We start from the raw sequence: 18576 nt of genomic DNA, 5'->3' as shown, positions 1-18576 counted from the left end.
TGTCGTCAACGTGGTCACCTGCCCATGGTGCGGGCCGTCAGACGTCGCTGCGCACCAGCCGGTACGCCGCTCCCGCCAGGGCGAGCGCCGTCCAGCCGAGGAAGACCAGCAGTCCCGCGGCGGGAGACAGGGTGGTGCTGTCGTGGGTCAGCGCGAACATCGACTCGCCCGCGTTGCTCGGCAGGTAGGGGCTGATGTCGTCCTGCCAGGAACTGGGCAGCAGGGAGATCAGCCCCGGGATCAGCATCAGTGTGGCGACCAGCACCGAGATGCCGCCGGCCACCGACCGCAGCAGTGCGCCCAGGGCGGTGCCGATCACCCCGACCAGGCCGAGGTAGAGTCCGGCGCCCAGCAGGCTGCGTACGACGCCCGCGTGCGTCAGGCTCATCGCGGCGGGCGTGCCGGAGACGATGGAGCTGCCGAACCCGAAGGCGACGAACGCGCCGAGGGTGCCGACGACCAGCGCGACCAGCCCGAACACGGCCGCCTTGGACCACAGCACGGGCAGCCGGCGCGGTACGGCCGCCATGGTGGAGCGGATCATGCCGGTGGAGTACTCCCCCGCCGTGACCAGCACGCCGAGCACGCCGAGGGCGAGCTGGGCGAAGTTGGTGCCGAACAGGGACAGGCGCACGGCGGTGGACTGCGCGAAGTCCCGGTCCAGGTGGCCGGAGCCGTAGCCGGACTTGTAGCGGCTCGCGGCGATCAGCCCGAAGGCGACGAGGAACAGCAGGCCGAGGCCGAGGGTGATCCATGTCGAGCGCAGCGACCACAGTTTGGCCCACTCCGAGGCCAGCACGCGCCGTCCGGTCACCCGGTAGGCGGGGCGGGCAGGAGCGGCCGGGGGCGTCTCGACGGGCGCGGTGACGGTGCTCATGCCGCCCTCCTGTCGGCCACGGGGGTCTCGATGCCGGCCGTGGAACCCTGGTACTCCACGGCATCCCTGGTCAGGTTCATGAACGCCTCCTCCAACGACACCGTCCGCGCGGACAGTTCGAACAGCGCGATCCCGTGCTCGGCGGCCTTGAGGCCGATCTCGCGGGCGCTCAGCCCGGTCACCTGAAGCTCCTCGGAGCCGGACCGGCCCGTGATGTCGACTCCGGGACCGGCCAGCACCTCCCGCAGCCGTGCCGGGTCCTGTGTGGCCACCTTCACCGTGTCGCCGCCCGCCTCGCGGACGAGGTCCCGCACGGTGGTGTCGGCCAGCAGCCGGCCGCGGCCCACGATGATGAGATGGTCCGCCACCAGGGCCATCTCGCTCATCAGGTGGGACGAGACGAACACCGTCCGGCCCTCCCCGGCGAGTGCCTTCAGCAGGTTGCGGATCCAGAGCACGCCCTCCGGGTCCAGCCCGTTGACCGGCTCGTCCAGCATGACCGTCTGCGGATCGCCCAGCAGGGCCGCGGCGATGCCGAGCCGCTGGCCCATGCCGAGCGAGAAGGCACCGGCCCGGTTCTTCGCCACGCTGCCCAGTCCCGCGAGGTCGATGACCTCGTCGACCCGGCTGGCGGGAATCCCGTGCGTCAGTGCGAGCGCCCGCAGGTGGTTGTGGGCGGAGCGGCCCGGGTGGATCGACTTGGCCTCCAGGAGGGCGCCGACCTCTTGGAGGGGCGCGTGGTGCCGGGCGTAGTGCCGGCCGTTGACCCGCACGGTCCCGCTCGTCGGTGCGTCCAGCCCGACGATCATGCGCATGGTCGTGGACTTTCCCGCACCGTTGGGCCCCAGGAACCCGGTCACCGTGCCCGGCTCGACGGTGAAGTCCAACCGGTCGACGGCCGTCTTCTCGCCGTACCTCTTGGTCAGCTGCTGTGCCTCGATCATGCGCGTCTCTTCCTGTCGGACACCGGCGCCCGTCCGTTGCCCCTGACGCCTCACCCACCACGCTAGGATCCGAAACACCCCGATTCGGTGGTACCGGGGACTGATCCGCGCGCGTCGGGTCGTACCGCGGTACTACCTGCCGACGTTGCGCGCGCGCTGTTCAGGATGCGTCCAGGCGGGGAGTGCCATCGTGCGGATCAGACCGCGGAGCACGTCGTCGACGACCGTCCCCTCACGCCCGTTCACCGGATGGCGAACGGGCGAGGTCAGTCCGGTGTCTCTTCGTGGGGCTCCTCCTCGCTCGGCAGGCCCTCCGGGCGGCGGCCGCGCGGCTGCTGGGGCTCGGGGCGGACGGAGCCGGGCGGGACTTGCCGGTCCACCGGCTCATCGACGCTCACGGTCAGCGGCTCCCCGAAATGGAGCACGGTCAGCGGTTCGCCTTCCACCAGCCGGTAGCGCGCACGGGTCCGCCCGATGTCGACCTTCAGCCTCCGTCCGTGTGTCTGCACCGTGAAGGCCACCCTGGACAGCGCTTCGGGCAGGCGCGGTGCGAACCCGAGCAGGCCCGGCTTCCCGTCGTCGTCAAGGTGTCGCCGCAGGCCGCCGAAGCCGCCGACCAGGGCGAGCCAGGTCCCGGCGAGGGAGGCGATGTGGAGACCGTCACGGGTGTTGTGCTCCAGGTCGTCGAGGTCCATCAGCGCGGCCTCGGCGAGGTAGGCGTAGGCCAGCCGCAGATGCCCGGTCTCGGCCGCGAGCACCGCCTGGCAGCACGCCGACAGGGAGGAGTCACGGACGGTCAGCGCCTCGTAGTAGGCGAAGTTGCGTACCTTCTCATCGTCGGTGAAGGCGTACGGGCACTGCAGCATCGCCAGTACCACGTCGGCCTGCTTCACCACCTGCTTGCGGTACAGGTCGAAGTAGGGGTAGTGCAGGAGGAGCGGGTAGTGCTCGGGTGGGGTGGCGTCGAAGTCCCAGTGCTGGAAGTCGGTGAATCCGGCCGACTGTTCGTGCACGCCAAGGGTCTCGTTGTACGGCATCGCCATACGGGCCGCGGCCTCGCGCCAGCCGGCGGTCTCCTCGTCGTCGACACCGAGTTCCTCGGCCCGGTCCGGATAACGCGCGGCCACGTCCGCGGCGGCCATCAGGTTCTGCCGGGCCACCAGGTTGGTGTACAGGTTGTCCCGCGCGATCGCGCTGTACTCGTCGGGTCCGGTGACGCCGTCGATGTGGAAGACACCGTCGGCGTCGTGGTGGCCGAGGCGACGCCACAGCCGGGCGGTGTCGACGAGGAGGTCGAGGCCCTCGTTCCGCTCGAACTCCTCGTCTCCGGTGACCATGACGTATCGGACGGCCGCCATGGCGATGTCCGCGTTGATGTGGAAGGCAGCCGTCCCGGCCGGCCAGTAGGCGGACGACTCCGAACCGTCGATCGTCCGCCAGGGGAACATCGCCCCCGCGAGGTTCAGCTCACGGGCGCGTTCCCGCGCCGCCGGCAGCATTCTGTGCCGCCAGCGCAGCGCCGACGCGACGGCCTCCGGTGCGGTGAACGTCAGTACCGGCAGCACGTAGGACTCGGTGTCCCAGAAGGAGTGCCCGTCGTACCCGGTGCCGGTCAGCCCCTTCGCGGGGATCGCCCGGTTCTCGCCCCGGGCGGCCGCCTGGAGCACGTGGAAGAGCGCGAACCGCACCGCCTGCTGGATCTGCGCGTCGCCCTCCACCTCCACGTCCGCTCCGGCCCAGAACTCGTCCAGATACGCCCGCTGCCCCGCCACCAGCCCGTCCCAGCCGGCGCTGACCGCGGCCGCCACCGCTCCGTCCACCTGATCGTGCACGGCCGACAGCGAACGCTCCGCCGACCAGCCGTAGGCCACGAACTTGAACAGCCGCAGCGGCTGCCCGGGCGCCAGGTCCGCCGTCACCGTCAGTCGACTGACGTCGGGCTCGCTCTGTGCCGTCCAGCGGGTACTCTCCGGCCCTTCGACCAGATGGTCGGCCGCCGCTCCCACCCGTAGCGCGCTGCGGTCGGTGCAGTGCACCAGCCGCAGCCGGGTGCCCTGCGCGAAGCTCTCCTCCGCCATCAGCGGGGACTCGATCGCCGCGGCGACGCGCGGATCGCCCTGCAGGCTCGGCAGTTGTTCGTTCGCGACGAGTTCGGACTGCACGGCCACCGTGACCGGTCCGTCGACCGGCTCGACCTCGTACACAATGGCGGCCACCGCCCGCTGGGTGAAGGACACCAGCCGCCGCGAGGTGATGCGGACCGTACGGCCGCCGGGAGACATCCACCGTGCGGTACGGCTGAGCACACCGGTACGGAAGTCCAGCACCCGCTCGTGCTCCAGCAGCCGGCCGTAGCGCAGATCGTACGGGTGGTCGTCGACCAGCAGCCGGATGATCTTGCCGTCGGTGATGTTGATCATCGTCTGGCCGGACTCGGGATACCCGTAGCCGGCCTCCGCGTAGGGCAGGGGATGCCGCTCGAACACGCCGTTGAGATAAGCACCGGGCAGCCCGTGGGGCTCCCCCTCGTCGAGGTTGCCCCGCCATCCGATGTGTCCGTTGGACAGAGCGAACACCGACTCGCTCTGGGCGAGCAGGTCCAGGTTCAGTTCGTTTTCACGCAGGCACCATGGCTCCACCGTGAAACTGGGATGAGTGATCACCGCGACTCCAGGATCTCGGCCGGACCGCGGACCACGAGGTCCGCCCCGTGTCTGTGCGACCGGCCCGCCCGGCCGCCCCGGTCGACGCCCCGGATCCGGCGCCGCACCGGGCTGCTCTTTCGCGTACCCCGTCCGTTCACGCGTTCCGCACCTCCCACGAGTCGTCCGGCATGCCGTCGGGCAGGTGGACGCCGCGCGCGGCGACAGGCCCGGACGCCCCGTCCCCGCGGAGCCGGCCGTCCCTGTGTCCGCCGTGGTCGTCCACCGCCTCGAAGGGCACCAAGTCAGTCGCCTCGCTTGTGACGCGGGTGCGGAGATATTCGTCGAACACCGTGTTCCGGGCAGCCGCACGTACCTTCACGGTCCGGGTGAGCACGGCGTCGAGGCTAGGTGGTGCCCACGGCCGACGCTCCGCACGCACCGCCCGGCACGCCGGAAGGCACCCGCTCGGTCGAGACACGCACGGCGGCCACGGCGCCGGCCGGCGCGTCGGCGCATGTGGTGAGGTACGAGACGGACCGCGGCACGCGCACGGCCAGTTGGTGCAGGCACTGGCGGCAGGCGACGGGACTGCCAGACGCCGCCGATACCGGGTGTCTCGCTCAGCCGACCCTGCGGGTTCTGACTCCGCCGGCCTCGAAGTCGTAGACGGTCCGGTTGATGCGCACGCCGTCGACCGCGCCGATCCACATGTAGTCGCGGCCCTTGCCCACCGCCGGGACGAGCACTGAAGCCGGTGCTCCCACAGCGTCGCCGCGCCAGGAATCCGCAGGGGCGGAAGTGGTCACGACTCACCTGCGATACAGAACGCTTAATCCCTATGGTGGAGCAGCGTTGGTCCATCCGCGTCCCACGAGTTGTCAGCGGCACGGACACTCCCGATCACGACGTCGTCGACAAGGCCGACCAGGCCCTGGACCTGCCCCTCATGGATAAGAAGTAGCTGCCCGGGCCCGGTTCCGCATACGTTCTCCAGATGGCTGACGAGTGTTTCGGACATCCACGGCTCGCCGCGATCTACGATCCCCTCGACCCCGACCGGAGCGATCTCGACGCCTACCTCGGGATGGCAGAGGAGTTCGGGGCGCGTCACGTCCTGGACATCGGCTGCGGCACGGGAGTGTTCGCACTTCTCCTGGCCGACCGGGGGGTCGAGGTCGTCGGTGTCGATCCTGCCTCGGCGTCCATCGATGTCGCTCGGGCCAAGCCGGGAAATGAGCGAGTGCGCTGGATCCGGGGTGATGCGACCGACCTGCCGCCGCTGCGGGTCGACCTCGCGACGATGACCGCGAACGTCGCCCAGGCCATCGTCGACCCACGGACGTGGCAGAAGACGCTGCGCGGAGCCTACGAAGCGCTACGACCCGGCGGGCGTCTGGTCTTCGAGACCCGCGATCCGGCCCGACGCGCCTGGGAGGAGTGGACCCGCCAGCACTCCTACCGCGTGACGGAGATCCCGGGCGTCGGCGCCGTCGAGAGCTGGGTCCAGCTGATCGAGGTGAGCCGGCCTCTGGTGACCTTCCGCTCGACCTACGGCTTCGCTGCGGACGAACAGGTGCTGACGTCGGATTCGACGTTGCGTTTCCGAGAACGGGCCGAGGTCGAAAGGGACTTGGTCACGCAGGGCTATGTGGTCGAGGAGGTCCGCGACGCCCCTGACCGGCCAGGAAGGGAGTTCGTCTTCGTGGCACGCCGTCCGTGACCTTCGACGACCCACAGCGGTCGAGATCGAGTCTCGTACGGACTGCGGACTCAGTCCCCGGCGATCCGGATGACCGTCCGGCCGGGGACGCGTCGATCGGGGGCGAAGGCCGCCGCCGCCTCGGTCAGCGGCCGGACCGCGCCGACCCGCACCTGGAGGCGTCCGTCCCGGAGCCGCTGCGCCAGATCCGCGAGGCGTGCCCGGTCGGGTTCCACGACGAAGAACAACGCCCGGCCGTCCTCGGGCCGGACCGTCGGCGGCTGGGCGATGGAGACGAGCGTGCCGCCCGCCCGCACCAGCGCGGCGGAACGGTCGAGGACGTCTCCGCCGATCACGTCGAACACCACGTCGACCTCACCGGCGTCCACCGGCCGACCGGCGTCGAGGTCCAGGAACGCGTGCGCGCCGAGCGCGAGGACGGTGTCCCGGTCGGCGGGGCGGCCGGTGCCGATCACGCGGGTTCCGGCCTCCCGCGCGAGCTGCACCGCGAGTGAACCGACGCTCCCCGCGGCGCCGTGGATCAGGACGGTCTGGCCGGTCACGATCCGCGCGTGGTCGAACAGGCCCTGCCAGGCCGTCAGACCGGAGATCGGCAACGCGGCCGCCACCGTGTGGTCGACGTCCGCGGGCAGCGGGGCCAGGTTACGGGCCTCCACGGCGACGTACTCGGCCAGCGAGCCGTTGCGGGCCCAGTCGGTCAGCCCGAAGACGCGCTGGCCGACCGTGAGACCGGTGGTTCCGTATCCGAGTTCCGCCACGACACCCGAGACCTCGTGCCCGGGCACGCTCGGCGTTCGGTCGCGGCCGGCGCGGTCGGTCCATGTTCCGGGCCAGGCGAGCTCTCCCCGGGTGAATCCCGCGGCATGCACCCGCACGATGACGTCGTTCTCCGCGGCATGGGGATAGGGCAGGTCGGTCAGGGTCAGCCCGCTGACTCCGGCGTCGCGGTCGGTGACGGTGACGGCTTGCATGAGTGTTCCTCCTGTCTGCACCGTCTCGTCCGAGCGGCCACCGAGTAGTCGGTGCTCGGGGCGCCCCCGGGCCTTGGCGTTCGCATGCGCAGGCCCCTGCTGTCTCCCGTGCTCCTGGCTGCATCCTCGCCATTCGGGTGGCTCGCCGCCACTCGGCGACGCCCCCGAGGTCAGGTCGCGGAACCATCCGGTCGCCGCCCGCGCCACCGTCACGGTGCCCAACCTGTGCGCGGTCCCGTCTGCGGTCGACGCGGGCGGCGACCACGGCGTGCTGCCCCGTTCGCCCGGCCAGGAGTATCCCGACTCCGGCCCGAAGAGCCTTACCGGAACGGCCACTTCGTCGAGCCGCCCCTCTTCGACCGGGTCACTCCGGGCACGCGGATCGTCCAGGAGGAGATCTTCGGCCCGGTCCTGTCCGTCCCCGCCGCGGGCCGTGTGCACACCCCTCCGCCAGGCTGTACCGAGGAGGGGCCCGCCCGGCTCACAGGCTTGTGCGGCGCAGGGGTGAGACGGCTGCTGCTGGTTCAGAATCCGATGGCTTCGCGGAGCAGCAGGACGGTGCCGCGTCCGGCCTGGTGTTCCGCGTTGAGGATGAGGAGCCGGTTGACGGCACTCGGCCATCCGTAGGCTTCCCGGGTGCGGGCGCTCTCCAGCGGGAGGCAGTGGTCCTCGACGCGGCGCAGCGCGGTGTCCAGGTCGGGTACCACCTTCTGCGCACCGACGATCCAGATCGCCCGGCCCGCGCCGCCGGCGTAGCCGGGCAGCTGGCTCCCGCTGCCCGAGGCGACCACGAGGGAGCCGGTTTCGGTGAGCGCGGCGACGCTGCCCACGATGACGTCGGGACCGGCGAGCAGCCGCCGGATGTCGTCGGCGCCGGTGACGCGGTCCATGGCCAGGACGCGTGGCTTGACGGCCTGGTACCGTCCGCCCGCGTTGATGTCCTCGTCGATGCCGGACAGGCGGAGGGTCTCGCTGGCCGCGGTGAACACGCGGGCGCCCTCCGGTATCAGATCCTTGACACGGGTGCGCGCGGCGGCGGCGTCGTCGAGGATCTCCACGGTGAAGCCGTGCGCGGTCAGCGCCGCGGCCGCCCGTTCCAGTCGCTGCTCGGGCGCCGGGTCGGTGAACTGTGTTGCCGGTATCGGGGTGGTCATGGTCTCTCCGGGCTTCCTGTTCGCTGGATGATGTGTTCGTCTCATCGGTTCGACAACACAGCCCGGCGGAATGTGAGGCGGCGGTCGGGCCTCACATTCCGGTGCGCTGTCTTGTCGAACCGATGAGGACAGCTGCGACCGAGGGAGCCGTCGGCACCATGACCACCCGATCCGGGCAAGGACACGGACAGGCCGATCCGGGCCTGGACGCGATCATGAGCGAGCGGCGACAGCTGATGAACATCGCCTACCGGCTCCTGGGCTCCCTGGCCGAAGCCGAGGACGCCGTCCAGGAGACCTACACCCGCTGGTACGCGCTGTCCCCGCGACAGCGGGACGCCATCGAGTCCCCCGGTGCCTGGCTGACGACGGTCGCCGGCCGCATCTGCCTCAACGTGCTCGGTTCCGCCCGGGTCCGGCGAGAGACCTACGTGGGCGAGTGGCTCCCCGAGCCGCTGCCCGAACACGCGGAGTGGACCACCGGACGGCCCGGCGGCACCACCGCCGACCCGGCCGAACGGGTCACCCTGGACGAGTCGGTCAGCCTGGCGTTCCTGGTCGTGCTCGAATCGATGACCCCGGCCGAACGGGTCGCGTTCGTCCTCCACGACGTCTTCTGCCACTCCTTCGCCGAGGTGGCCGAGATCGTGGGGCGTACCCCGGCGGCATGCCGTCAGCTGGCCTCCTCGGCCCGCCGCCGGGTCCGGGCCGCGCGGCCTTCCGCGACTGCGGCGGCCGAGCGCGCCGGAGTCGTCAGGGACTTCAGGCGGGCATGGGAGGCCCAGGACCTCGACGCGCTCATCGGCCTGCTCGACCCCGATGCCACGGCGACCGCCGACGGCGGCGGCCTCGCCGCGACCTTCCTGCACCCCATCGAAGGCGGCGCGGAGATCGCGTACGCCTGGCTGGAGATCGCCCGTCGCCGGCCCGGCACCATGGCGTTCCTGGAGCGTACGGTCAGCGGTCAGCCCGGTCTGGTGGCCGTGCAGGAAGGCGTCGTCGTGACGGTGTTCGCGTTCGACGTAGTGGGCGGCCGGATCACGCACATCTGGGTCGTGCGCAACCCCGAGAAACTTCGCCACTGGACGACGACAGGCTGACCCGCGCCTTCTCGCCGCCGGTCCGTTCACCGCCGCCGCCCGGCGGCCGGAACCCGGCCCCGGACGCGAGATCTCCAGGTGGTTTCCGGACGGCCGTACATTCCGGCCCGTGGGAGCGGCTCACCTGCCGCGCAGGGCCGCGCTGATGGTCTTTCCCGTCTGCTGTACCGCGCCCACGAGCCGCTCCAGGCTGTGCGCGGGATCGGTCACCACGCTCAGGGACGCCGCCGGCGCGCCGTTCGGGCCGCGCACCGGCACGGCCACACAGCACACGCCTGCCGCCACGTCCTCCCGGTCGAAGGCGGCACCGCGGTCCCGGATCACCTCGGCCTCCCGGCGCCAGGACCTGGGCAACGGGCCCAGCGGAAGCCGCGGACACGCCCCGGCGACCAGCACTTTGCCCGCCGCGGTGAACCACGGCCAGGCCCCGCCGTCGTGCCCGGTGAGTGGTCAGTCCGTGAAGCCCTGGAGCCGCTTTCGTCTCCGTGCCCACGCAGAGGCAGCACTTGTTCTACAAGGAAAAGGGGGGCGCCGACATGGCCACATGTCGGGGAGTCGAGAAGGCCTCGCCGTGAAGATCCACTCCCGGCCGCCGGCGACCGTGGCCGGAGTCCTCCTCGGCTGGGCGGCTCCGCCCGACTACGCGGGTACGGAGCACCCGGCGCGGACCACCGCCGTGCCCGGTCCCTGACCTCGGTAGCGGTACCGACGCGAGCGGTCGGTCAGTCCTCCACCGTCCGCATGCCCTGCTCGTCGTACCGCTCTCCTGCCACCTTCGGCAGTTCGGCGTCGATGCGGTCCAGGTCTTCCTTGGTCAGCTCGACGTCGATCGCACCCGCGTTCTGCTCCAGGTACGTACGACGCTTGGTGCCCGGGATCGGGACGACGTTCTCGCCCTGGGCCAGCACCCAGGCGATGGCCAGCTGGGCGGGAGTCACGTCCTTCTCCTCGGCGATCTCCCGCACCTTGGCCGCCAGCCGCAGGTTCGCGTCGAGATGGGCGTCCGCGAAGCGCGGGACCTGGCGACGCATGTCGTTCTCGTCCAGCTCGTCGGGGGAGGTGAAGCGGCCGGCCAGGAATCCACGTCCGAGCGGCGAGTAGGGCACGAAGCCGATGCCGAGTTCGCGGCAGGTGGGCAGCACCTGGGCCTCCACGTCCCGCGTCCACAGGGAGTACTCGGACTGCACGGCCGTGATCGGGTGGACGGCATGCGCACGGCGGATGGTCTCCGCACTGGCCTCGCTCAGCCCGATGTGGCGCACCTTGCCCTCGGCCACCAGCTCGGCCAGGGCGCCGACCGTTTCCTCGATGGGTACGTCGGGGTCGACGCGGTGCGGGTAGTACAGGTCGATGCGGTCGGTACCGAGACGCTCCAGCGAGCCGTGCACGGAGCTGCGGACATGCTCGGGCGAGCCGTCCGGAGCCCCGACAGAGCTCATGTCGCCCGGTACCGCGTCGTCCATGCGGTAGTAGAACTTCGTGGCGATCACGTACTCGTCACGGTGTCCCTTGATCGCCTCGCCGATCAGGGACTCGTTGGTGAGCGGTCCGTAGACCTGCGCGGTGTCGATGAAGTCGATACCAAGGTCCAGGGCGCGCCGGATGGTCGCGATGCCCTCGTCCTGGTCCGCCGTTCCGTAGAAGGCCGACATGCCCATGCATCCCAGGCCGATGGCCGATACCTGGAGATCCCGCAGAGTGCGCTGTCGCATGTGGTGTCCCAAGCCTTTCCTTCGTTCTCGTCCGCGTTCGGTACGGCACGAATGTCACGTTCAGTGACTTTTGTGCGTCTGTAAATGAGAGCAATCGGAACGGGTTCCGTCACTCGCGTGACCTGTCATGCGCGCTCGGTCAGCCCTGGGCGATTCGGGAGACATGCTGCCAGTCGGCCCAGGTCTGCAGACGCTCGGCGTACAGCGGCGCGATGATCTCGATGGGCTCGGTGCCGAACAGCACCCGCAGCGGCGGGTTCTCGGCGTCGACGATCTGCAGCAGGGCGGTGGCGGCATCGGCCGGGTCGGCGAACCGGACGTCTCCCATGCGGGCGGCCATGGCCGCGCGGACCTCGTCGTAGGCGGGGTTCAGCTCGGCGTGCACGCCGGAGGAGCCGCCCCAGTCCGTGGTGAAGCCGCCCGGCTCGACCACGGTGACCTTGATCCCCGCGCCCGCGACCTCCTGCGCGAGGGCCTCGCTGAAGCCCTCCAGCGCCCACTTGGACGCGTGGTACCCGCCGAGCGACGGGAACGCGACGACACCGCCGGCGGAGGAGATCTGCACGATGTGACCGCTGCCCTGGGCCCGCATGACCGGCAGGGCGGCCTGGGTGACCCAGAAGGCGCCGAAGAGGTTCGTCTCCATCTGGTCGCGCAGCTGCTGCTCGCTGATCTCCTCGACCATGCCGAAGAGTCCGTAGCCGGCGTTGTTGACCACCACGTCCAGGCGGCCGAACTTCTCGTGCGCGGCGGCCACCGCGGCGGTCACGGCCGCCCTGTCGGTGACGTCCAGCGCGACGGGCAGCACCGCGTCCTCGCCGTACTTGGCGACGAGGCCGTCCAGCGAGGCGACGTTCCTGGCGGTCGCGGCGACCTTGTCGCCGCGCTCCAGGGCGGACTCGGCGAACGCGCGGCCCAGACCGCGGGACGTACCGGTGATGAACCAGACCTTGCTCATGGTGTTCTCCTTCGGGATGGGCCTTTCGGGACGGACCTCCCGGGGCCGATCGCAACTGTAGCCCACAAATTAGACGAGTCCAAAAATAGAGGAGTCCAGAGTCCGGGACGTACGATGTCCCTGGGAGAAAGAGGTGCGATGAACCTGCGGGAGCGCAAAAAGCTCGCGACCTGGCATGCCATCCGGTCGGCCGCGCTGCGGCTGTTCGACGAGCAGGGCTACGAGGCCACCACCGTCGAGCAGATCGTGGCCGCGGCGAACGTCTCGCGCGCCACCTTCTTCAACTACTTCGCGGGCAAGGAAGCCGTCGTCTTCGACCAGGCCCCCGACGAACGGCACGCCTGGCAGACCCTGATGACCGACCGCCCCGCGGACGAACCGCTCTGGGACTCACTGACCGCGATCCTCACGGGCTTCCTGGAGAACCTGCGGGACCGCATGCCCATGCAGCGCCGCCTCAAGGCGCAGTCCCCCGCCCTCGCCCAGTCCGGCCAGAACTTCGGCGAACGGTTCTTCACCGAACTCCGCCAGTGGGTCGCCGCCCGCACCGCCCACGGCGACGAACTGACCGCCACCCTGCAGGTCAACCTCGCCCTCGCCGCCGCCGACACCGCCTACCAGACCTGGCCCGACGACCAGCCCTTCGACGACTTCCTGGAGCGCCTCGACCAGTGCCTCCGCCAGGCACGCCCCGGCACGGCCACCGACTGAGCCACCGGTCTCCGCCGCGGTTCGGCCGAGGCGGTCGACGCCCCCCGTTCACCGCGCCCGGGTGAAGCGGACGTAGACCTCCTCGGCGTGGGCCAGGTCGATCCCGGTGGCGCGGCGGCCGTGGCCGAGGCCGCCCGCGCACACGACGTCCCCCTCGCGGAGCCGCCCTGGCCTCGCAGCGGGTGGCAGGGGCAGCGGCGGATCAGTAGTGGATCGGCCCGACCTGGCCGCCGCCGACCGCGATCGACTCACCGTTGACCGCCACGCTCAGCGGGGACGCCAGGAAGGCGACGGTGTTCGCGATCTCCTCCGCCGTGACCATACGGCCGATGCTCACCGCGGAGGAGAGCCGCCGCACGACCTCCGCCTCGTCGACACCCTGCGCCTCCGCCATGGCGGCGAACACCGCCGGGGACGCCTCGGTGATCGTCGCGCCCGGGTGGACGACGGTGACATTGACACCCTGGGGGCCGAGTTCGTCCGCCAGGTTCTTCGTCATCGCCGTCACCGCGACGTTGCGCACCGAGCCGATCACCGAACCGGTCTGCCGGGCGGCCAGGCCGCTGACGTTGATGACGCGCCCCCATCCCCGCGCGGTCATCAGCGGTGCCACCGCCCGCACGCAGCGCAGATAGCCGAGGACCTTGGTCTCCACCTCCTGCCGCAGCCGGTCGTCGTCGATGTCGGCGAGCGCGCCGGCGAACCCCGAAGTGGCAGGTGTGGCTGCCGAGTTGACGAGGATGTCGACGCTCCCGAACGCGTCGGCCGCACGCCGAACCAGCTCTTGCACGGAGGCCTCGTCGGTGGTGTCCGTCACCACGGCGAGGGCCCGGCCGCCGTCGGCGACGATGCGCGCGGCCGCCGCGTCGAGCGCCTCCCCGCCTCTGGCGGCCAGCACGACAGCAGCACCTTCGGCGGCCAGCGCGCGGGCGACGGCGTATCCGATGCCCCGGCTCGCTCCCGTGACGACCGCGCACTTTCCGGCGAGTTGCAGATCCATGCGAGAACGGCCTCTCAGGTCACTTACGTGTACTGGACCGCAAGTCTAGATCGGGCTCAGCACCGCAACCCGGCGGCTCTCCCTCGCGTTTCCTCGCGCGCGAGTGCGCCCGGGCGTAGATCCCCGGCCGCTCGGCGTCCAGCAACAGGGCGACCGCCCGTTCCACGTCCGCCGGATCGGCGGCGCTGAGGTGGCGGCGGGGCGGCTCGTAGGCGAGGAGGGCGTCGTCGATCTCCTCCTCGGCGACATCAAGGGGCAGTTCGAGCAGCATCGGTCCGGGCCGGCCCGACCGCATGAGCTGGAATGCGCGCCGGAGTTGGGCCGGAATCGTCTCGCGCTCTCGAACCGGGCCGACCACTCGGTGATCGAACGGAAGGAGTCGACGGCGTCGAACGTCGTACGCGGCCCGAGTTCGTCGACCGGGTCACCGAGGACACGGTGAGTCTGCCGCTGGTCGAGTTCGCGGCGCTGGTCGGAACGCCGGGGCAGCGCCGGCAGGCCGGAATACACGAGCCGCTTCCTCGGCGCGGTCGTCGACGGCGCGCCGAGGCCGACGACCGATCGGCGCCCTCGTGGATCCGTGCTGCCGAGCACGAGTTCGACCGGACGGTGTGGCCAAGGACCCGACCCCCAACCACTGCTCGGCGCGGTACTCCTCGAACGGCTCCAGTCGGATGCCGCACGCTGTCGACGTCAGCGGGGACGGATTCCGTCGAGCATCATGCGCAACAGCCGGGTACGTCGATCCGGGTCGGACGGCGACTGCCCATCCACCCAGGCGATAGCCGCGGCCAGGGCCTGCACGTCGGCCGCGTCCGTGTCAGCGCGCAGCACACCGGCCTCGGCCGCGCGGCGGACCAGTGCCATGCCTGCCTTGATGGCCAACCAGCAGCTGCTGTGCTCGTCAGCGGCCGGCGGAGGGGTGACCAGACTCCGGGCCAGACCCTCGTACATGCCGCTCTGCTCGATATAGGCATCCAGCCAACGCTGGACCGCCCGCAGCGGATCCGGCTCATCGAGCAGCTCGACGCCGAGCCGGTGCAGCTCGGTCAGCCGGTCGTCGATCACGGCCAGGACCAGCTCGTCCCTGCTCGGAAAATGGCGGTACAAGGTGCCGGGGCCGACGCCTGCGGCGCGGGCTATGTCGTCCAGCGACGTGTTGACGCCGTCGCGGTCGAACGCGTCGCGGGCGGCCTCGATCACCGCACGGCGGTTGCGCGCCGCGTCGGCGCGCAGTGGGCGGGCGCCCGCTCCGGTGGCCACAGCACCCTCCTCGGCGCCCGTTCGACGAGCGAAGTCCGTCCCCACACGAGAAGTGGAGCCTGTCTCCGAATGCTACCTGAAGGGTGCCACCTGGGATGCCGGCCGACCCCCGGCAGGCAAGGGGGAATGGGGCGACCGGAGGCTATCCGGAGAGTGTCTCCAGATAGGTGTTAGGGTGGCTGCCACCCGGAGAGAGTCTCCGTTTGTGTCGGGGTGGCGACGTCCGCCCTCGGGAGCCAGGGCCACGCCCCGGCGGCGGCCGGCCCCTTCCGGCTTCCGTCGACGGAGACCGCGCCACAGTGGCGCCTCACGCATCAGGCCACCAGGAGGATCAGTGACGAACAGGCAGTGGATCTATACAGCGGCGCCGGAAGGCAAGCTGACGACGGACATCTTCGAGCTGCGGAAGCTCGACATCCCCGAGCCCGGTCCCGGTGAGGTCCTGGTTCACAACCGGTACTTCAACGTGATGCCGGGCAACCGGGCCTACATGCACGCCAACCCCACGTACGGGTCAGTCGGCCTCCACGCGGGGCAGCCGATGGTCGGCATGGCGGTGGGTGAGGTCGTCAGTTCCCATGATCCGGGATTCGCGCCCGGAGATGTGGTGCAGGCGGGGTCGCCGTGGCAGGACTACGCCGCCCTGCCTGCCCAGAACCTCGTCAAACGTGACGGCGCGCATGCCATGGAGCACTACATCGGCCTGCTCGGCCAGACGGGATACACGGCCTACTTCGGACTCCTCCACGTCGGCCGGCCGCGCGCCGGTGAGACGCTGCTGGTCTCCGCGGCAGCGGGCGGCGTCGGATCCGCGGTCGTCCAGCTCGGCAAGATCGCGGGCTGCCGCGTGGTCGGCGTCGCCGGGGGACCGGAGAAGTGCGCGTGGCTGGAAGAGGAAGTCGGGGCGGACGCGACCATCGACTACAAGTCCGGCGACCTGGCCGAGCAGCTGAAGCGGACCTGCCCCGAGGGCGTCGACCTGTTCTTCGACAACACGGGCGGACCGGTCCTCGAAGCCGCGCTGGACGCCATGAAGCGCGGGGGCCGCATAGTGCTCTGCGGCAACACGGCGCAGTACGACAGCGACAAGCCGATGAGCGGACCCAAGGGCGTGCCTCTCACCCTGATCCTGAAGGACCTCACCATGAAGGGGTTCGCCTGCCCCACCTACCGCGACCAGTTCGGCGAAGCCGACCACGCCTACTCGTCCTGGCTCGAAGACGGGCGGATCAAGCCGTTCTACCACGTCATCGACGGGCTGGAGCAGGCACCCAGTGCCCTCGTGGGCGTCCTGGGCGGCGCGAACCGCGGCATGACCATGGTCCGCGTCTGAGATCCATGACCTGACAAGTTGCGTCTCGGAGGCCGCTCGACCTTGGCCGCGAGAGGTCAGCCGCGCTCCGCCCCGAGGAAGGCGCGCCACGCCTTCCTCGACTACGGCAGACACTCTGGTCGAGCAAGGGCGTTCATATACGCGAACATCATGCACATGGGTGTACATGGTCCGAGCCTGCATGCCACACTCCTTCAACTCCCGTGCACCTCAGTCCAGTTGGAGAGGCAGGCAGTCATGTCCATCTCCCGGCGGGCCGTGCTGGCCACGGCCGGCGGCGCCGCGGCCGCCTACGCCAGCGCACCTCTGCCCGCGCACGCCGAGGCCGGGCACGTGCCGGCCGCCACCACGCAAGTCCTCAGGGCCGCCGCCGACTACGCGGTCGAGAAGGTCCGCGCCGTCGCACCCGGTGTCAGCGGCTTCCCCGTCGTGACCAAGTTCGAGAAGTGGACCTACTCCCAGAACGGCGACTGGGTCGGCGGGTTCTGGCCCGGCACCCTGTGGATGTGCTGGCTCCACACCGACGACGACCGGTTCCGCACCCTCGCCCTCGACTCCGCCCGCAAGCTCGCCCCCCGCCGCACCGACACCACCACCCACGACCTCGGCTTCCTGTTCACGCCCTCCTGGGTCACCGCCTGGCGCCTGACCGGAGACGACCAGTGGCGCACCGGCGCCATCCAGGCGGCCGACTCGCTCAGCCGGCGCTACAACCCGCGCGGCCGGTTCCTGCGCGCCTGGGGCGCGCTGGACGACCCCGCCAACGCCGGGCGCATCATCATGGACACGATGATGAACCTCGACCTGCTCGTCTTCGCCACGCAGCAGACCGGCGACCCCGCCTATCGCGACATCGCCGTCGCCCACGCCGAGACCGCCCAGCGCCTCTTCCCGCGGGCCGACGGTTCCACCCCGCACGTCTGGGACCTCGACCCGGCCACCGGCGCCCCCATCGGCCCGAACACCGTCCAGGGCTACAGCCCCACCTCCTGCTGGTCCCGCGGACAGGCCTGGGGGATCTACGGGTTCACCACCCTCTACCGACGCACCGCCGACCGCCGGTTCCTCACCACGGCGACGCGTCTCGCCGACTACGCCATCGGCGTGCTCACCCCCGACCACGTGCCCGTCTGGGACTACCGGGCACCCCAGCACCCCCACGACATCAAGGACGCGTCCGCCGGAGCCATCATGGCCTGCGGGCTCCTCGACCTGGCTGCCGCGACCGGCCAGGAGAAGTACCGCGGCGTCGCCCTGCGGCTGCTGACCGCGCTCGCACAGACCTGCCTGACCAGGGCCTCCACCCGGGCGGACGCCGTCGTCGCCCGCTGCACCCGCAACCGGCCCGCCGAGGACGGCATCGAGGTCTCCCTCCCCTACGCCGACTACTACCTCCTCGAAGGCATCCACCGGGTCCTCCACCCCCAGGCCCTCGACCGCGCCATCGACCTCACCATGCCCTGACGGCGACGGCGCGCGGCCGCGGCGACCGCAGGAGCCGCGTGCGGTCGCCGGGCCGGCACCGGTCGGCCTCCCGCAGTTCAGTGGCCGTTACATGGACCGCTGTCCCTCGTGCCGACCGGTGGTGAGATGATCACACCATGGGGACGGAAGAACTCGTTCGGCGCCGGACGCGCCGAGCCGTCACGCCGGCCGCCGGCGTCCCAGACCACCGAGTGGACCTTCCGCGCCCCGAAAGGGGAAGTACCGTGTCCGTGTTCCAGCGCATCCTCGTCGCCGTCGATCCCAGCCCCGCCCGCCGCTCCGCCGTACGGCTGGCAGGCGAGCTGGCGCAGCTCGTGAACGCCGAGGTCCGCGTCGTGCACGTCATCGCCTCCGCCGCCTCCGTCGCCGCGATCGTCCCGCTGGAGGATGACACCGAGGCCCAGGCCGTTCTCGACGAGGCGCTCACGGCCCTCCGGGACCAGGGCGTCAAGGCCGAGGGAACCCTTCTGAGGGGGCTCACCACCCAGGTCGCCGCCGCCATCTCGGAGACCGCCGAGGAGTTCGGCGCCGATCTCATCGTGCTGAGCCCGCACCACCGCAGCGCGGCGCAGGCGCTGTTCGACCCGCGGGTCAGCGACGCCGTCGCGCACCACACCCACACCGCGATCCTGCTCGCCCCGGAGAGCCAGGACCAGGGCTGACCGGATGCGAGCCCCGGGGCCGCCGCGGACACGGAGGTCCG

Annotated in this window: 20 protein-coding genes and 1 pseudogene; 8 read left to right on the top strand and 13 right to left on the bottom strand. The window is 70.9% G+C overall.

The window, feature by feature from the left end; genetic code table 11:
* Positions 1–37 precede the first annotated feature (37 nt).
* From ABZ642_RS14625 to ABZ642_RS14605, 5 genes are all read right to left on the bottom strand, one after another.
* Entirely contained in the window at positions 38–877 is an 840-nt protein-coding gene (locus ABZ642_RS14625; protein ID WP_360482576.1) for an ABC transporter permease, read from the bottom strand.
* On the bottom strand, positions 874–1821 hold the full coding sequence (locus tag ABZ642_RS14620; protein ID WP_360482573.1) for an ATP-binding cassette domain-containing protein: 948 nt from the start codon (positions 1819–1821) through the stop codon (positions 874–876). Before ABZ642_RS14620 ends, ABZ642_RS14625 begins: the two co-directional genes overlap by 4 nt.
* A 266-nt stretch (positions 1822–2087) precedes the next feature.
* Entirely contained in the window at positions 2088–4484 is a 2397-nt protein-coding gene (locus tag ABZ642_RS14615) for a glycosyl hydrolase family 65 protein (protein WP_360482570.1), read from the bottom strand.
* A gap of 136 nt (positions 4485–4620) precedes the next feature.
* Positions 4621–4860, bottom strand: coding sequence for a hypothetical protein (locus tag ABZ642_RS14610; protein ID WP_360482568.1), 240 nt, complete (start codon positions 4858–4860; stop codon positions 4621–4623).
* Positions 4861–5086: 226 nt separating this feature from the next.
* Positions 5087–5212 (bottom strand): hypothetical protein, encoded by a 126-nt coding sequence (locus tag ABZ642_RS14605; RefSeq protein WP_360482565.1) that lies wholly within the window; start codon positions 5210–5212, stop codon positions 5087–5089.
* A 92-nt stretch (positions 5213–5304) separates the two neighbouring features.
* Here ABZ642_RS14605 and ABZ642_RS14600 point away from each other — a divergent pair, with 92 nt between their 5' ends.
* Together ABZ642_RS14600 and ABZ642_RS14595 are read left to right on the top strand one after the other, a co-directional pair.
* Positions 5305–5427, top strand: a complete 123-nt coding sequence (locus ABZ642_RS14600) for a hypothetical protein (protein ID WP_360482562.1) — start codon at positions 5305–5307, stop codon at positions 5425–5427.
* 33 nt (positions 5428–5460) lie between these two features.
* A complete protein-coding gene (locus ABZ642_RS14595; protein WP_360482559.1) occupies positions 5461–6186 on the top strand; it encodes a class I SAM-dependent methyltransferase in 726 nt (241 codons plus the stop codon).
* Between the two features lie 50 nt (positions 6187–6236).
* Here ABZ642_RS14595 and ABZ642_RS14590 read toward each other — a convergent pair whose 3' ends face one another.
* A complete protein-coding gene (locus ABZ642_RS14590; RefSeq protein WP_360482557.1) occupies positions 6237–7157 on the bottom strand; it encodes an NADP-dependent oxidoreductase in 921 nt (306 codons plus the stop codon).
* 84 nt (positions 7158–7241) lie between these two features.
* Here ABZ642_RS14590 and ABZ642_RS14585 point away from each other — a divergent pair.
* A pseudogene (locus tag ABZ642_RS14585) lies at positions 7242–7577 on the top strand (aldehyde dehydrogenase family protein); the annotation flags it as partial.
* Between the two features lie 104 nt (positions 7578–7681).
* Here the strand turns inward: ABZ642_RS14585 and ABZ642_RS14580 are convergent.
* Positions 7682–8311, bottom strand: coding sequence for an LUD domain-containing protein (locus ABZ642_RS14580; RefSeq protein WP_360482554.1), 630 nt, complete (start codon positions 8309–8311; stop codon positions 7682–7684).
* 158 nt (positions 8312–8469) lie between these two features.
* Here ABZ642_RS14580 and sigJ point away from each other — a divergent pair, with 158 nt between their 5' ends.
* Complete coding sequence (sigJ, locus tag ABZ642_RS14575; protein WP_360482551.1) at positions 8470–9411, top strand: RNA polymerase sigma factor SigJ; 942 nt, start codon at positions 8470–8472, stop codon at positions 9409–9411.
* Between the two features lie 120 nt (positions 9412–9531).
* On the opposite strand, the gene ABZ642_RS14570 is transcribed toward sigJ, so the two are convergent.
* The 3 genes from ABZ642_RS14570 to ABZ642_RS14560 all read right to left on the bottom strand — a co-directional run bounded on the left by ABZ642_RS14570 (position 9532) and on the right by ABZ642_RS14560 (position 12081).
* Positions 9532–9765, bottom strand: a complete 234-nt coding sequence (locus ABZ642_RS14570) for an IclR family transcriptional regulator C-terminal domain-containing protein (protein WP_360482548.1) — start codon at positions 9763–9765, stop codon at positions 9532–9534.
* Positions 9766–10133: 368 nt separating this feature from the next.
* The gene (locus ABZ642_RS14565) at positions 10134–11123 is read right to left on the bottom strand and encodes an aldo/keto reductase (RefSeq protein WP_360482545.1); all 990 of its coding nucleotides are present in this window, start codon (positions 11121–11123) and stop codon (positions 10134–10136) included.
* A 139-nt stretch (positions 11124–11262) separates the two neighbouring features.
* Complete coding sequence (locus tag ABZ642_RS14560; protein ID WP_360482542.1) at positions 11263–12081, bottom strand: SDR family NAD(P)-dependent oxidoreductase; 819 nt, start codon at positions 12079–12081, stop codon at positions 11263–11265.
* A 138-nt stretch (positions 12082–12219) separates the two neighbouring features.
* Between ABZ642_RS14560 and ABZ642_RS14555 the strand changes: the two genes are divergently transcribed.
* Positions 12220–12792 carry a helix-turn-helix domain-containing protein gene (locus ABZ642_RS14555; RefSeq protein WP_360482539.1) on the top strand — a complete coding sequence of 191 codons (573 nt, stop codon included), beginning with the start codon at positions 12220–12222 and terminating at the stop codon, positions 12790–12792.
* A 202-nt stretch (positions 12793–12994) separates the two neighbouring features.
* Here ABZ642_RS14555 and ABZ642_RS14550 read toward each other — a convergent pair whose 3' ends face one another.
* The 3 genes from ABZ642_RS14550 to ABZ642_RS14540 form a co-directional block, all read right to left on the bottom strand.
* Positions 12995–13792, bottom strand: a complete 798-nt coding sequence (locus tag ABZ642_RS14550; RefSeq protein WP_360482536.1) for an SDR family oxidoreductase — start codon at positions 13790–13792, stop codon at positions 12995–12997.
* A gap of 19 nt (positions 13793–13811) precedes the next feature.
* On the bottom strand, positions 13812–14087 hold the full coding sequence (locus ABZ642_RS14545) for a hypothetical protein (RefSeq protein WP_360482533.1): 276 nt from the start codon (positions 14085–14087) through the stop codon (positions 13812–13814).
* A gap of 398 nt (positions 14088–14485) precedes the next feature.
* Positions 14486–15055 (bottom strand): helix-turn-helix domain-containing protein, encoded by a 570-nt coding sequence (locus ABZ642_RS14540; RefSeq protein ID WP_360482530.1) that lies wholly within the window; start codon positions 15053–15055, stop codon positions 14486–14488.
* 334 nt (positions 15056–15389) lie between these two features.
* Here ABZ642_RS14540 and ABZ642_RS14535 point away from each other — a divergent pair, with 334 nt between their 5' ends.
* From ABZ642_RS14535 to ABZ642_RS14525, 3 genes are all read left to right on the top strand, one after another.
* Entirely contained in the window at positions 15390–16388 is a 999-nt protein-coding gene (locus ABZ642_RS14535) for an NADP-dependent oxidoreductase (protein WP_360482527.1), read from the top strand.
* A gap of 237 nt (positions 16389–16625) precedes the next feature.
* Positions 16626–17852: a glycoside hydrolase family 88 protein gene (locus ABZ642_RS14530; protein WP_360482524.1), complete on the top strand. Its 1227-nt coding sequence runs from the start codon at positions 16626–16628 to the stop codon at positions 17850–17852.
* Positions 17853–18103: 251 nt separating this feature from the next.
* On the top strand, positions 18104–18535 hold the full coding sequence (locus ABZ642_RS14525) for a universal stress protein (RefSeq protein WP_360483430.1): 432 nt from the start codon (positions 18104–18106) through the stop codon (positions 18533–18535).
* The last annotated feature ends 41 nt before the right edge of the window (positions 18536–18576 follow it).

The sequence above is a fragment of the Streptomyces sp. NPDC007157 genome (genome assembly GCF_040634235.1).
Taxonomy (GTDB): Bacteria; Actinomycetota; Actinomycetes; order Streptomycetales; family Streptomycetaceae; genus Streptomyces.
Note: the sequence above shows the minus strand (reverse complement) of the source record. Positions and strands in the feature narration are given on the sequence as shown.

Bases quoted from the DNA above. Each gene is read 5' to 3' on its own strand.
- ABZ642_RS14625 (WP_360482576.1), bottom strand. From the start codon at position 877: ATGAGCACCGTCACCGCGCCCGTCGAGACGCCCCCGGCCGCTCCTGCC.
- ABZ642_RS14620 (WP_360482573.1), bottom strand. From the start codon at position 1,821: ATGATCGAGGCACAGCAGCTGACCAAGAGGTACGGCGAGAAGACGGCC.
- ABZ642_RS14600 (WP_360482562.1), top strand. From the start codon at position 5,305: ATGGTGGAGCAGCGTTGGTCCATCCGCGTCCCACGAGTTGTCAGCGGC.
- ABZ642_RS14595 (WP_360482559.1), top strand. From the start codon at position 5,461: ATGGCTGACGAGTGTTTCGGACATCCACGGCTCGCCGCGATCTACGAT.
- ABZ642_RS14590 (WP_360482557.1), bottom strand. From the start codon at position 7,157: ATGCAAGCCGTCACCGTCACCGACCGCGACGCCGGAGTCAGCGGGCTG.
- ABZ642_RS14580 (WP_360482554.1), bottom strand. From the start codon at position 8,311: ATGACCACCCCGATACCGGCAACACAGTTCACCGACCCGGCGCCCGAG.
- sigJ (WP_360482551.1), top strand. From the start codon at position 8,470: ATGACCACCCGATCCGGGCAAGGACACGGACAGGCCGATCCGGGCCTG.
- ABZ642_RS14565 (WP_360482545.1), bottom strand. From the start codon at position 11,123: ATGCGACAGCGCACTCTGCGGGATCTCCAGGTATCGGCCATCGGCCTG.
- ABZ642_RS14560 (WP_360482542.1), bottom strand. From the start codon at position 12,081: ATGAGCAAGGTCTGGTTCATCACCGGTACGTCCCGCGGTCTGGGCCGC.
- ABZ642_RS14555 (WP_360482539.1), top strand. From the start codon at position 12,220: ATGAACCTGCGGGAGCGCAAAAAGCTCGCGACCTGGCATGCCATCCGG.
- ABZ642_RS14550 (WP_360482536.1), bottom strand. From the start codon at position 13,792: ATGGATCTGCAACTCGCCGGAAAGTGCGCGGTCGTCACGGGAGCGAGC.
- ABZ642_RS14545 (WP_360482533.1), bottom strand. From the start codon at position 14,087: ATGCGGTCGGGCCGGCCCGGACCGATGCTGCTCGAACTGCCCCTTGAT.
- ABZ642_RS14530 (WP_360482524.1), top strand. From the start codon at position 16,626: ATGTCCATCTCCCGGCGGGCCGTGCTGGCCACGGCCGGCGGCGCCGCG.